The 13,639-nt window shown below is 59.9% G+C and carries 13 protein-coding genes; 6 read left to right on the plus strand and 7 right to left on the minus strand.

Going from position 1 to position 13,639, the window contains the following annotated elements:
• Window positions 1-151: 151 nt before the first annotated feature.
• Together GPL81_RS15495 and GPL81_RS15500 are read right to left on the minus strand one after the other, a co-directional pair.
• The gene (locus GPL81_RS15495; protein WP_160107462.1) at window positions 152-1,756 is read right to left on the minus strand and encodes a methyl-accepting chemotaxis protein; all 1,605 of its coding nucleotides are present in this window, start codon (window positions 1,754-1,756) and stop codon (window positions 152-154) included.
• Window positions 1,757-1,963: 207 nt separating this feature from the next.
• The gene (locus GPL81_RS15500; protein WP_007935965.1) at window positions 1,964-2,368 is read right to left on the minus strand and encodes a TraR/DksA family transcriptional regulator; all 405 of its coding nucleotides are present in this window, start codon (window positions 2,366-2,368) and stop codon (window positions 1,964-1,966) included.
• Window positions 2,369-2,732: 364 nt separating this feature from the next.
• Between GPL81_RS15500 and GPL81_RS15505 the strand changes: the two genes are divergently transcribed.
• Complete coding sequence (locus GPL81_RS15505; RefSeq protein WP_160107463.1) at window positions 2,733-3,344, plus strand: glutathione S-transferase; 612 nt, start codon at window positions 2,733-2,735, stop codon at window positions 3,342-3,344.
• 238 nt (window positions 3,345-3,582) lie between these two features.
• On the opposite strand, the gene GPL81_RS15510 is transcribed toward GPL81_RS15505, so the two are convergent.
• Window positions 3,583-4,515, minus strand: a complete 933-nt coding sequence (locus GPL81_RS15510) for a hypothetical protein (protein WP_160107464.1) — start codon at window positions 4,513-4,515, stop codon at window positions 3,583-3,585.
• Between the two features lie 349 nt (window positions 4,516-4,864).
• On the opposite strand from GPL81_RS15510, the gene GPL81_RS15515 reads away from it, so the two are divergent.
• Complete coding sequence (locus GPL81_RS15515; RefSeq protein ID WP_160107465.1) at window positions 4,865-5,548, plus strand: response regulator transcription factor; 684 nt, start codon at window positions 4,865-4,867, stop codon at window positions 5,546-5,548.
• A complete protein-coding gene (locus GPL81_RS15520; protein ID WP_160107466.1) occupies window positions 5,526-6,920 on the plus strand; it encodes a sensor histidine kinase in 1,395 nt (464 codons plus the stop codon). Before GPL81_RS15515 ends, GPL81_RS15520 begins: the two co-directional genes overlap by 23 nt.
• Before the next feature lie 103 nt (window positions 6,921-7,023).
• On the opposite strand, the gene GPL81_RS15525 is transcribed toward GPL81_RS15520, so the two are convergent.
• The 3 genes from GPL81_RS15525 to GPL81_RS15535 are packed head-to-tail and all read right to left on the minus strand — an operon-like array spanning window position 7,024 to window position 9,278.
• On the minus strand, window positions 7,024-7,434 hold the full coding sequence (locus GPL81_RS15525; RefSeq protein ID WP_160107467.1) for an SRPBCC family protein: 411 nt from the start codon (window positions 7,432-7,434) through the stop codon (window positions 7,024-7,026).
• Window positions 7,435-7,461: 27 nt separating this feature from the next.
• A complete protein-coding gene (locus GPL81_RS15530; protein WP_160107468.1) occupies window positions 7,462-8,259 on the minus strand; it encodes an SDR family NAD(P)-dependent oxidoreductase in 798 nt (265 codons plus the stop codon).
• 2 nt (window positions 8,260-8,261) lie between these two features.
• Window positions 8,262-9,278, minus strand: coding sequence for an aldo/keto reductase (locus GPL81_RS15535; protein WP_160107469.1), 1,017 nt, complete (start codon window positions 9,276-9,278; stop codon window positions 8,262-8,264).
• 210 nt (window positions 9,279-9,488) lie between these two features.
• Between GPL81_RS15535 and GPL81_RS15540 the strand changes: the two genes are divergently transcribed.
• The 3 genes from GPL81_RS15540 (at window position 9,489) to GPL81_RS15550 (ending at window position 12,980) form a co-directional block, all read left to right on the plus strand.
• Window positions 9,489-10,391: a LysR substrate-binding domain-containing protein gene (locus GPL81_RS15540; RefSeq protein ID WP_160107470.1), complete on the plus strand. Its 903-nt coding sequence runs from the start codon at window positions 9,489-9,491 to the stop codon at window positions 10,389-10,391.
• Between the two features lie 210 nt (window positions 10,392-10,601).
• Complete coding sequence (locus tag GPL81_RS15545) at window positions 10,602-11,984, plus strand: hypothetical protein (RefSeq protein ID WP_160107471.1); 1,383 nt, start codon at window positions 10,602-10,604, stop codon at window positions 11,982-11,984.
• 75 nt (window positions 11,985-12,059) lie between these two features.
• Window positions 12,060-12,980, plus strand: coding sequence for a LysR substrate-binding domain-containing protein (locus GPL81_RS15550; RefSeq protein WP_160107472.1), 921 nt, complete (start codon window positions 12,060-12,062; stop codon window positions 12,978-12,980).
• Here GPL81_RS15550 and GPL81_RS15555 read toward each other — a convergent pair.
• The gene (locus tag GPL81_RS15555; protein ID WP_096510248.1) at window positions 12,901-13,494 is read right to left on the minus strand and encodes a DinB family protein; all 594 of its coding nucleotides are present in this window, start codon (window positions 13,492-13,494) and stop codon (window positions 12,901-12,903) included. The two genes, GPL81_RS15550 and GPL81_RS15555, sit on opposite strands and share 80 nt — an antisense overlap.
• Window positions 13,495-13,639 lie beyond the last annotated feature (145 nt).

Raw genomic sequence — 13,639 nt, forward strand, 5'->3', positions numbered from 1 at the left:
CGGAGCAGGACCGGAGCGAGGCACCGAACGAAAGGGGCGAAAGCGCTTGGTTACTTGGCGCTTTTCCAAGTGACTCGCCGTAAGGGCGAAACCCTAAGCAGCCGTTACCAAAGTAACGGATATGTACACCACCCCAAATCCAAACCTATTACTAGCGAGCCTTCTGCGGCTTATACCCCAACCGCAACCCACCCCAATGCCGCCCCCTGACCACAATCGGCACCGAAAGATCATGCATCAGCTCCCCGGTGTCGCGCGTGTAGGTCTGCAACAACACCGCCTGCTGATGACTGCCACAGCGAATCCCGGTGCGGTCGGCAAACTTGCGTTTGGTGCGGTTGTGCAGCGTATCGACCTGCACATCACCCGTCAGCGGCTGACTAAACGCTGTGTTGTGAGTCGGCACATACCCCTGCTGAGTGCAGGCAATCGCGAACACCAGGCCTTCATGGCGCGGCAACAGCGGTTCCTGGATCGCCGGCAAGACCTGATCGGTGTAGCGATCGAAACGCGTCTGGTACTTGGCCGGGCTAGTGCCGGCAATCGCCTGGTAATTGCGGTCGAACAGGTCATCGAGGCTGACGCGACCCGCCTCGATGTCCGCTTCGAAACGCGCCGCGATCTGACTCGCGCCTTCCCGGGCCAGGTCATAGATTCGTTGGTGATACTCGTCCAACCCAACCTCGGCCAGACGTTCGCTGATGGTTTCGGCCTGGCCTTCCATCTGTACCGCGGCCTCGGCCAGGCGTCGGGTCTGTTGATCGCTGATGGCCAGGTCACTGCGCATCTGCTCGATGGCGTGAAACAGGCTATCGAGTTGTTCGCGATTGGTTTCGGCACCACGGGCGATTTCCCCGACCTGACCTTCGACGCTGGCTGCCAGGCGGGCGATGTTTTCCAGGTGCTGGCCGGTGTGCTCGACCTGCTCGACACCGATGTCGAGGTCACTGGACAACTGGCGGATCTGCTCCACCACTTGTGCCGTGCGTTGCTGGATATCGGCCACCATCTCGCCGACTTCGCCGGTCGCGGTCGCTGTGCGCGCGGCGAGACCGCGCACCTCGTCGGCCACCACCGCAAAGCCACGACCGTGTTCTCCGGCCCGCGCCGCTTCGATTGCAGCGTTCAAGGCCAACAGGTTGGTCTGGCTGGCGATGGACTGGATGACCAGGGTTACGCGCTGGATGTCGTCACTGCGCAGGCTCAGGGCTTCGATCAATTCACGGCTGCTATTGGCCCGCTCGCTGAGTCGGTGCATCCGCGCAATCGACTCGATCAACTCGCTGCGCCCGGCCGCGCCACTCTGGTGCGCCTCACTCGCGGCGCCCAGCGCCTCGCGACTCAGGGTCGAAGTGGCCCGTTCGGTGGCGATCATCACTTCGGCATTGCTGACGATTTGTGCTGCGGCGCCGAGTTGCGATTGCAGTTTGTCCGCCAGTTGCTTGACCGAAAAGGCCACGCCGGCGGCGGACAGTGCGTTATGACTGGTGGTGAAGGAAAGATCGCGGGTCAACGCGCCGATGGCGTCGGCCGTATCGGCAGGCGCGGCTTCAGGGGCTGCGCGTGAACGCAGGCGCGGCAGCCAGACAATCAGCACGGCCAGCGGCAGTCCAACATACAGCGACCAGCCCCCGAGCGTCATGCCACACAGCAAGAACATCAGGGCGATGCTCTGCAACGTTGGTGTCAGCCAGCGGTTTTTCGGCAAACGTATTGGCGCAGACACCGCTGCAACCGCGGAGCCGTCTCTCGTCATCGTAATCACCCCAAAAATCTTCTAGTTGTTGTCTTCGCATTGAGCGCCACCAAAAGGCCATTATCCATAAGCCTTTAGTCGCGGGTGTTGCGGCAAATCAACAGAAGATTTCGCGGACGACAAAAAGCATCGCGGGCAAGCCCGCTCCCACAGGGTTCACGATGATCCTGTGGGAGCGGGCTTGCCCGCGATGGGGGCGCCGTCGAATCAGGCCTGACGCTGGTGCTTGTCGATCTGCTCGTGACGTTCCTGAGCTTCGATGCAGTACTTGGTGGTCGGGCTGATCAGCAGGCGCTTGAGGCCGATAGGCTCGCCGCTGTCGTCGCACCAGCCGAAGCTGTCTTCTTTAATACGCTCCAAAGCCTGTTCCAACTGAGGCAGCATGCGCTGATCGCGATCGATCGCGTTCACCAGCCAGGTGCGCTCTTCTTCCACGGACGCCGCGTCAGCCGGATCGGCCGGGGTGTCCAGGCTCTCGATGGCGATGCGGTTCTGTTCGATGCGCTCATGGGTTTCGACTTTCATGTTCTGCAACAGCTCGGAGAAAAAAGCATGTTGCTCGGCATTCATGTAGTCATCCGCCGGCATGGCCAGCAACTTGTCCTTTGTCATTGATATCTCTATAAAAAAACGTGCATTAAGGCGAATAAGGGAGCGTTCCGGCGGACCTGGGCAGGCCATCGGAAAGGCGCCATTTGTTCCAAGCGCCACCCGGCACTCAATTTACGAGGGGCGGCAGTCTAAGGCCGACTTGAGGCCTCAGCAACTGAAAAGACAGCGAATTTGTCCGACAAGGCCTCGAAAATGCGCTATGGCAGGCATCCAGGCGGATATCGGAGTGCGTTTATAGCAAGAAATTCCATTCAGGGGAGGTATATAGAAGACAAACGGCTGCGCGGCGGGGGCCCCGCTTGCAGGTCGCGCAGGCTCGGCTAAGGTTGTTCCTCCCGAAATGGCTATATCAAGGAGCGGTTAAATGAAGCTGATCGGCATGCTGGATTCTCCCTTTGTGCGGCGCGTCGCCATTTCTGCCAAACGCCTGGGCATCGCCCTGGAACACGAGTCGGTCTCGGTGTTCAGGACCTTCGAGCAGTTCCGGCAAATCAACCCGGTGGTCAAGGCACCGACCCTGGTGCTCGATGACGGTGAAGTGTTGATGGACTCCACCCTGATCATCGATTACCTGGAAACACTGGCCAAGCCTGACCGCAGCTTGATGCCCACGGTCATCGAACAGCGCCTGCGCTCATTGCGCTTGATCGGACTGGCACTGGCGGCGAGCGAAAAATCGGTGCAGCTATATTACGAGCGCAACCTGCGGCCAGCGGAAATTCAGTACGGACCTTGGGTCGAACGGGTCGAGGGGCAATTGGCAGCGGCCTATCAAGCGCTGGAACAGGAACTGGAAAAGCAACCGTTGAAAACTGATGGCTCGATCGATCAGTCGGGCATCACCCTGGCGGTGGCGTGGAGCTTTACCCATTACGTGGTGCCGGATCAGGTGTCGAGTGAGCGGTTTCCGAGGATCGCTGCGTTTACCGACTATGCCGAGGGGCTTGAGGTGTTTGTCAGTACCCCGATTGACTGAACTGGCCCCATCGTCGACCGGCTGCTCCCACAGTTGAACACATTCCCTGTAGGAGCGAGCCTGCTCGCGATGACGGAGTGACATCCAGCATCTATGCAACTGACAAAATAAAACGCCGCTTCTACTAAAGGTGGAAGCGGCGCAAGCGTCAATGCATGAACAACGCAATCAAAATAATGATCGGGATCGGCACGCCGAGAAAGAACAGCAGTAATGAACGCATGATAATTCTCCTGGTTTAGCGAACAGGTGTAGTGGTCACATAAGTGTCGGTTTCCAGATACACCACGGCATCCCGACGACGACCGCCGAACGTTGCGGCGAGGCTGGCGAAAAACGCGCCGAACAACAGCGCAACAAACATCCACAAGGTGGTCCAGGCGGCGACTTTGGCGGCGGTGTCGGCAGCTTGTTGTGCCGCCAACTTGGCGTCGGCCACGGCTTTTTGCGTGCGGGCGTAGACCTCATCGACGCGACGCTCGGCATCCGCCTGGGTCAGGTTGGTCCGCTGCGCGACCAGTTGTGCAAGGTAGGTACGGTCTTCAGCTGCCAGCTGTCCACCGTTGCTCAGGGAGCGCACGAAGATTCGGGTCACGGTGCCTCGGGCAGCATCATCGCTGACGGCATCCGGACGATCATCGCGAAACAGGCTATCGATGTAATAGCCATACTGATCGCTGTCAGTATTGGCAGCCGCCGTGCCCGCGACCTGGGTCATGGCACTGGCGGCACCACCGGCAACGTGCGCCCCGGCCTGTACACCCCCGCTGACAATACTGCTGACTGAACCGGCCACCAGCGTGGCCGTCACCAGTGTCGCCACGCACCAGGCGAGAAACCCGTGGGCGGTGTCACGGAAATAGACTTCATCGCCATGCATATAAGCCCACTTCACCCGCAGCCGGCCGGCAATGTAGCCACCGAGCCCAGAGGCAACGATTTGCGTGAAGGCCAGCCAGACAATCGTCGAGATGCCCAACCCTTTGGCGCTCACGCCTTCATGGGCCCACGGCGATACCGCGGAAAACCCCAGGCCAAAACCCAGCAGCACCAGTATCAGCGACAATGCCGCTGCCGCCGCCGCCCCGGCGAAGATCGCGCCCCACGACACGCCAGAGAGCGTGGTCGATTCATCTATGGCGGGATAGAAACCATCAGAGGATCTATTCATCGTTGTATCGCTCCAGGCAGAAAGATGGTGTTACAACTCTCGAATAAGCAGTTGCAGTCACCGTGCCAGTCACGTCTTTTGAATAAATCGTCTTGCGTCAGCCACTTATAAAGATTGAACTTCCCATGTCCATGCAAGATGCAACGAACGGGTAGGCTCAGCGGGTTTTATGCATTGAAGATTAAAAGATCGCAGCCTTCGGCAGCTCCTGCATTTAGAACGCGACCCCTGTAGGAGTTGCCGAAGGCTGCGATCTTTTCAGCGTCCATGAACTTTAATTTAGAAAGCCTGCGTACATTTCTTGGCAAAATGTCGCCTATCGTTGTGAACATCTAATCAGGCCAGCCCCATGACCCGCATCTTGACCATCGAAGACGACGCAGTGACCGCCCGGGAAATCGTCGCCGAACTGAGCAGCCATGGCCTCGACGTCGACTGGGTCGACAACGGGCGCGAGGGGCTGGAACGTGCGGTCAGCGGAAACTATGACCTGATCACCCTCGACCGTATGTTGCCCGGGCTCGATGGCCTGGCGATCGTCACCACCCTGCGGACCATGGGCGTGGCGACGCCTATCCTGATGATCAGCGCCCTGTCCGATGTCGACGAGCGGGTGCGCGGGTTGCGCGCCGGGGGCGACGATTACCTGACCAAACCCTTCGCCACCGATGAAATGGCCGCACGGGTCGAGGTCCTGCTGCGCCGGCAGAACACCGTGACCGCCCAGGCCACCACGCTGCGGGTGGCAGACCTGGAGCTGAACCTGATCAGCCACGAAGCCAGCCGCGACGGCCAGATGCTCACGCTGCTGCCCACTGAATACAAGCTGCTGGAATTCCTGATGCGCAACACCGGCCAGATCCTGTCGCGGATGATGATTTTCGAGGAGGTCTGGGGATATCACTTCGACCCCGGTACCAACCTGATCGACGTGCACATCGGACGCCTGCGCAAGAAAATCGACCCACCTGGCAATGTCCCGTTGATTCGTACCGTACGAGGCTCGGGTTATGTCATTGCCGAACCCGTCTAAAGGCTGGCGTTCTTCCAGCAGTCGCCTGCTGGCGCTTTACAGTGCATTGTTCGTGACCTGGAGCGGCATTCTCATGGGGGTCATGTACTACGAGGTATCCGCTTACCTGGACAATCTGGCCAAGCATTCGCTGATGCAACGTCAGCATCTGTTTTCGCGTTTCCAGGGCGAACAATTGGTGGACGCCCTCGCCGTCAGCATGACCTTCGACATTCGCGGCATCGACGCCTATGGCCTGTTCGATGCCGAGCATCGTTACCTCAACGGAGCCCTGCGCCACATCCCCAAGGGCCTGCCGCTGGACGGCAAGATTCATATGCTCGACGATTGCACCGACTCCGACGATCCGACCCTGCCCGCCGACAGTTGCGACGCGGTGGCGACCCAGACGAAGGATGGCCGCTGGCTGATCCTGGTGCGGGACAATGGCTCGCTGTTTGCCGTGACCCGGATCATTCTCCACGCCTTGTTCTGGGGCGTGACCTTGACCATCCTGCCGGGCATCGTCGGCTGGCACCTGCTGCGCCGCCGGCCGCTGCGGCGTATTCGCGGGATTCAGGCCAGCGCCGAAGCGATTGTCGCCGGCGACCTGACCCGACGTCTGCCACTGTCCAACCGCCGCGATGAACTGGACATGCTCGCCGCCATCGTCAACGCCATGCTCGAACGCATCGAGCGTCTGATGCACGAGGTCAAAGGCGTGTGCGACAACATCGCCCATGACCTGCGTACACCGCTGACTCGTCTGCGCGCCCAGCTCTACCGCATGCAACAACAGGCCGGCGAAGGCTCGGCGCAAGCGACGCAGCTTGACCTGGTGCTGGCCGAGGCCGACACGCTGATGGCACGTTTTCGCGGATTGCTGCGGATTTCCGAACTGGAGGATCGCCAACGCCGTTCCGGCTTTGTGCAGCTCGATCCAGTGTCCTTGCTGCAGGAACTGCATGAGTTTTATTTGCCCCTGGCAGAAGACGACGGCCTGGCGTTTGAACTGCAACTGCCGGCGTCACTGCCATCGCTCAATGGCGATCGCGCCTTGCTGTTCGAGGCGGTGGCGAACCTGTTGAGCAATTCAATCAAATTCACCCCGCCCGGTGGTCGGGTGATTTTGCGTGGGGTCGATGTGCACGGGCATACCCGCATCGAAGTGCTCGACTCCGGTCCGGGTATTCCAGAGTCTGAACGGGTAGCGGTGTTCCAGCGTTTCTATCGCGCCGAAGCGGGCAACCTGAAAAGCGGTTTCGGGTTGGGGCTGTCGATTGTCGCGGCGATTGTCAGCCTGCATGGGTTTACGCTGGAGGTCGGGACCAGTGAATTGGGTGGGGCGCGGTTGGTGCTTGATTGCCAGGAAAGCTTGATTCCACAAACATAGTCGCCCTTTGTAGGAGCTGGCTTGCCAGCGAAAGGGCCCTTGAATATTGCATCAATCTTCAGGCCGCCTTCGCCGGCAAGCCGGCGCCTACAAGTGAACGGGCTCAGGTTGGGTAATTAGCCCGCAACGCCTCAAGCCCACCCTGATAAATCCCGGTAAACAACGCCACCACTTCCTCGTCGCTCACACCCACCGGTTCAAACCGACCGGACCAGGTCACCCGGGCACCCTGCCCCTGCGCTTCAACCTTGATCGTCGCCAGATAATCAGTCGCCGGAAACGGCGCCTGCACAATCGAGTAGCTGTAGGTTTTCCCGTCATTGTCGAACGCTTGCAGGCGTTCGATCACCACCGCGCCGTCTGCCGTTTGCAGGCTGCGCACGCGCCCGCCTTCGCTGAGTTCACTCTTTGGAATGAATGGCAGCCAATCCGGCAGCGAGTTGAAGCCGCCGATCAATTGCCAGACCTGATCGGCCGAGGCCGGGATGTCGATAAATGCTGAAGTTGTTGCCATGTAATGTTCTCGCTTCATCAAAAAGGTTCAGATGGCCAGGCTGTCGACGACACCGCCGTCGACCCGCAGGGCGGCACCGGTAGTGGCCGAGGACAGCGGCGAAGCGATGTAGGCGACCAGGTTCGCCACTTCCTCGACATCCGCCACGCGCTGGATGATCGAACTCGGCCGCGCCTTGCGCACGAAGGCGTCGGCTTCTTCGCGTACGCTGCGGCCGGAGGCGGCGACAGCATCCTTGAGCATTTCTTCCACACCATCGGTGAGGGTCGGCCCCGGCAGGATCGAGTTGACTGTCACTCCGGTGCCCGCCAGACGTTTAGCCAGGCCATGGGACACCGCCAGGTTGGCGCTTTTGGTCACGCCATAGTTGAGCATGTCGGCCGGGATCGCGATGCCGGATTCCGAGGACAGGAAAATCACCCGGCCCCAGCCCTGCTTGACCATATCCGGCACGTAATGCCGGGACAGGCGCACACCGGAGATTACGTTGATCTCATAGAACCGCGTCCACTCGCTGTCAGGGGTGTCAAAAAAATCAACCGCGTTGTAGATCCCCAGGTTGTTCACCAGGATGTCGGCTCGTGGCTCGGCGGCGAACAATTTCTCCGCGCCTTCGGCAGTGCCCAGGTCCGCGGTCAGGCCGCGCAACTGCGCACCCGGCACGCTCTGGCGAATGCTCGCCAATGCCTGCTCGACCTTGGCCGTGTCGCGACCGATCACCACCACCGTGGCGCCGGATTCGGCCAGCGCCTTGCTGATGCCCAGACCAATGCCGGCGGTGCTGCCGCTGACAATCGCCAGTTTTCCACTCAGATCGATTTTCATGCTCAAGCTCCAATGATGGGTAATGGGGCGCGTTCGGACACCAGCTTCGCGTCACGCAGTGCCTGCCAGAAGGCAGCGGGAATCACCGCCGACAATGCGGCGACATCTTCGGCAATCCGCTCGGGGCGGCTGGCACCAGGAATCACCGCCGCCACGGCCGGATTGGCCAAGGAGAATTGCAAGGCAGCGGCTTTGATATCGACACCATGGGCAGCCGCAATGCGTTTGATGTGCTCGACTTTGGCGATGATCGCCGGGCTGGCCTTCTGGTATTCGAAGTGCGCGCCACCGGCGAGGATGCCCGAGCTGTACGGACCGCCGACCACGATCTCGACGTTCTGCGCCAGTGCCGCATCCATCAAACGCTGCAAGGCGCGGTCATGGTCCAGCAGCGTATAGCGGCCCGCCAGCAGGAAACCGTCCGGCTGCGCTTCGCTCAGGTCCAGGGCCAATTCGCACGGCTCAACCTTGTTCACGCCCAGGCCCCAGCCCTTGATCACGCCTTCTTCACGCAGGCGGGTCAAGACTTTGAAGGCACCGGTACGCGCCTGATTGAAATACTCCAGCCATTGATCACCGTAGAAATCCTGGGCGATGTCATGCACCCAAACGATATCCAGGCGATCGGTTTGCAGCCGCTGGAGGCTGTCTTCGATCGAACGCATCGTCGCGTCGGCGCTGTAGTCATTGACGATCTTGTTCGGGCGACCATGCTCGAACACCCCGCTCTTCTCACCGAGATCGCGGGCGGCGGCGTCTTCGACTTCGTCGAGTATCACCCGGCCGACCTTGCTGCTGAGCACATAGTCGTCGCGGTTGTAGCGGGACAGTGCTTCGCCGAGGCGAATTTCCGACAGGCCCGAACCGTAGAACGGCGCGGTATCGAAGTAACGCACACCGGCATTCCAGGCAGCGTGGACGGTGGCTTGCGCTTCTTCCTCGGGAATGGCGCGGAACATGTTGCCCAGGGGTGCAGTACCGAAGCCCAACGCACCGGGCAGTTTGTCTTTCAAGCTCATGAACGAATCCTCTTGAAGGTAACCCTGTAGGAGCCGGCTTGCCGGCGAAGACGGCAGCCCAGTCAACAACGCAGTGCCTGATTCACCGCTATCGCCAGCAAGCCGGCTCCTACAGAAAACGGCTTGTTTTACCGATGAGCAGATCCTAGATTGCGATGGTCGGACCGTCCAAGACATAATGTGCAGTACTTGAGTCCCCAGAGGTCTGACATGATCGACATCCGCCAATTGCGCTACTTCGTCGCCGTCGCCGAAGAAGAACACGTCGGTCGCGCCGCCGAACGCCTGCACATTTCCCAGTCGCCCCTGAGCCGGCAAATCGCCCAGCTTGAAGAACGCCTGGGCCTGACCCTGTTCGAGCGCAGCCAGCAACGCATTCGCCTGACCCGCGACGGCCAGACCTTCCTCGCCGAAACCCGCGCCCTGCTGACCCACGCCAATCGCCTGGAATCCCTCGGCAAGCGCCTGGGTCGCGGTGAAGAAGGCGGCCTGTGCATCGGCTACATCGAAAACGCCATGCACGCTGGGGTCCTGCCCAATGCCTTGCGCGTTTTGCGCGGCGACCGACCGAATGTGCATGTCGCGCTGTACAACCAGAGCTCCGCCGAACAACTCGAAGGTCTGCGACAGCGTAGTCTGGATATTGCGCTGGTCAGTGAGCCGCCGACCGATGACGATCCTGACTTGCTGGGTTTCCAGGTGCTGGACGACCCGATGCTGCTGGCACTGCCCGAGGATCATCCACTGGCCAGCCAGGCCATATTGACCCCGGCCGACCTCGCCGCTCAGGAGTGGATCGGCGTGCAGCACCACCAGAACCTCACCAACCGCGAAGACTTCGTCAGCGCCTGCATCCGCGCCGGCTTCACCCCGGACATCCGCATGGAAGCCACCGGCCCCTTCACTGCCATGGCGCTGGTGGCCTCGGGACTGGGCATCGCCATGATTCAGAAAGGCTTGAGCCGCAACGCACCGCCGGGTGTGGTGCTGCGGGAAGTGCCGTGGATTTGCTTGAGCAGACCGCTGTGGGCGGCGTGGCACCGGGTTAATTTGCGGCCGTTGGTGGAGACGTTCAGGAAGATGCTGACCGAACCGGAGGCGGTTCCCGCCTAGTACACAATACCTGTGGGAGCGAGCTTGCTCGCGATAGCGGTCTAGATGGCGAAAATGATGTCGCCTGACACTCCGTCATCGCGAGCAAGCTCGCTCCCACAGGTTCTGCAACTCCATAAGGCATGCCCGCCTTTTATTCGATGGGCTTTTTTTGAAGGCGTGATCAAAAACCACTCTACAAAATGCGCAGTTTCTCCTCGAAAGAATCCCATGTTCATTTCTAAAACTTCATCATCCTTGATCGCCATCCACGGCACGAACTCGCAAGCTAAACCCGAGCCGCTGGCAATCAGCAGCCGGCAAGGCGTGACGTTATCCGAAGCACGAGAGCAAGCGATCAGTAACAGCCGGTTCTTCGAAGCTGGTGCCAGCCTGTCCTTGTTGAATCAGCCGGGCAAGGTAAGTGATGTGTTCGACCAGCAAGCCTTGCAACTGGCCTGCGTGCTTCGCCAGGGCATGAGCGAAAAAGGCCTGGCAGGGAGAGCCCGCGCCTATTATCAGGGCAAGGAACAATCGTTGAGCGATGTGTTGCAGCAGATCGTCATTGATCCCTTTGCAGCGGATTCCGGCTGGCTGGGCCGACACACCAGTTCCGAGCCAGAGCCCCTGCAATGGCTGCTTGAGACCTTGAGCACACCCTTCCAGGGCCGACTCGATGGAACTGGCAAGCAGACGTATACCGAGCTGTTCACCAAAATATGTGCCGTTGCCGTTTTTGGCGACACGATCTGGCAACTGATGAATCCGCAGGAAGACGACCGTCAACCTCAAATGTACGCACTGCATAAACACAGCAATATCGCTGCCTTCACGGCGTTGCTCAAGGAAGCAGGTCTTGACGAGCAGGCGGATGCCTTCATGCAAAGGGTTAAAGAGTTTTCCAGCAGAACCCGTACACCAGCATTCGACAATCCAATCAGTCGAGCCCGTAGCCAAAATACGTCGAGTGCAAATGAGGATAAAGGGGGGTGTGACCTGAACAACAATGTCATAGCTCGCCAGCCCTTCACGCTGTCGCAGGCAGAGATGGGAAACATGCCACAAGCTTATGCCGAGCTTGGCCTGCACCAGATGCTTGGACAGTTCTGCGTGGCACCTGATACCACACTCAATCCCTGGCAGCCCTTTGGCACATTCGCCCTGGAGAGCAATTTGAATGGCCTGCCATCGGCGGGCTCACAATCGGGCAATATGTGCGACCTTCTGCTGTCACTCAATGTGCTCAGCCCACAATCCATCTACGGTAATGAAAACGTGGCTCTGCCTGCCGGCCTGGGCCTTGCCGCCATGTTGAACGCGGGGGGGTATCACACGTTTGTCGAAACCGTCCCCCTGGCAGAGGCTGCTGCCAACAATCGCCGATACTTCCCCGGTAATGTGGCAGCGGCCAGCTATGGCGATTTGTATCAAAGGATCGAAAAGGCCACGCAGTATTACAGCCCCGAAGCCTGCGAGCAGATCGGCGCCTTGCTTCAAGCCCATGCGCACACTCTGGAAGCACTGCACCAGCAACATCCCGACCTGCAACCGCAAACCATGGATGCCATGTTCTACGCTACGCCGTCGCAGATGGAAAACTGGCGCGACAGCTAGTCCTTTGACGCAATCATGCTCGAAGCGGGTTTGGTGCTTTACTGAGAAGACTCCAAAACCAGCGAGCCTGCCACCATGAACCGCAACGACCTGCGCCGCGTGGACATGAACCTCTTGGTGATTTTCGAAACCCTGATGTTCGAAAAAAACCTCACCCGCGCCGGAGAAAAGCTATTTCTCGGCCAGCCGGCCGTCAGTGCGGCGCTGGCGCGGTTACGGGATTTGTTCGACGACCCGTTGCTGGTGCGCAACGGTCGGGTGTTGGAGCCGACACAGCGGGCCTTGGTGATTCTCAAAGAGTTGCAGCCGGCGATGGATACCATTTCCGGCGCGGTCAGCCGGGCCAAGGATTTCGACCCGTCCACCAGCCGCGATGTGTTTCGCATCGGCCTGTCCGACGACGCCGAGTTCGGCCTGTTTCCGCCCTTGCTCAAACAAATCCGCGAAGAGGCACAGAACGTCGTGGTGGTAGTGCGGCGGGTGAATTTCCTGTTGTTGTCCTCGATGCTCGCCTCCGGGGAGATTTCCGTCGGCATCAGCTACACCACGGAATTGCCGGCCAATGCCAAGCGCAAGAAGCTGCGGGACTTGAGTGTGAAGATCCTGCGAGGCGACAACCGTCCCGGCACGCTGACCCTCGATGAATATTGCGAACGCCCCCACGCGCTGGTGTCGTTTTCCGGGGATCTGACCGGGGCGATCGACACCGATCTGGCGCGAATCGGCCGTTCGCGTCGGGTGGTACTGGCGGTGCCGCAATTTGCCGGTTTGCGTGATTTGCTCGCCGGCACTGACCTACTCGCTACGGTGCCGGATTACGCGGCCTGCGCGCTGGTCAGGGGCAGCGACCAGCTGCGCGCCGACGTCGCGCCGTTCGAGATCAACCTGTCCGAACTGTCCATGGTCTGGAACGGCGTCAACGATAACGATCCGGCAGAACGTTGGTTGCGCTCGCGAATTGTGGAGCACATGTCGGCTCCACTGCCGGCGCATTGAGCGAATTGAAATGCGGGTCGGTCTCGCGCAGGTAGATCGGCAGGTCAGTCATGGGCGGCATGGCCGGGATTTCGAAGTACATCTGGATGATCCAGCCACGGTGATAGCTGGCGTGGTTGACCACATGCAGCAGCATGGCGCCGGCACTCATGGTGCCGCTTTCCCCGGAAATGAAGGTGAACCGCACGGGTCTGTCCAACGAGGCATCGGTTTGCCGGGCCGTCCAGTCGCAGTACCAATGATCGACGTCCTGTTGCGCCAGGCGCAGGCCCGTCAATGTGGGATGGATCACGTCATGGGAAGTAGTGAAGCCGTGCCCTCGGCCTTCGAGGTGGGCTTGCCAGAGACAGTCAACGACGTAGATATGGTTCAGGGTGCCGATCATGTTCTTGAAGATCCCGGCGCGTTCTTTTTCGACTTCTCCCGGTGGCAGTTGCGCCAGGTTGTCGAAGAGGCGCTGGTTGGCCCATTGTTTGTAATCGGCAAGCATGCGGGCAGTGCGTACGTTGATCATCAGATGTCTCCGATGGCGATAAGCGCATCTTCCAAGGATAGCGCTATCCGGACGCAGCGGCGCGGGCACTGATCATCGGTCGTCCACGCAACCTGTACCTGAACCTGTAGGAGCAAAGCTTGCTCGCGATGAGGTCGGCACATCT

It is taken from the genome of Pseudomonas izuensis, assembly GCF_009861505.1.
Taxonomy (GTDB): Bacteria; Pseudomonadota; Gammaproteobacteria; order Pseudomonadales; family Pseudomonadaceae; genus Aquipseudomonas; species Aquipseudomonas izuensis.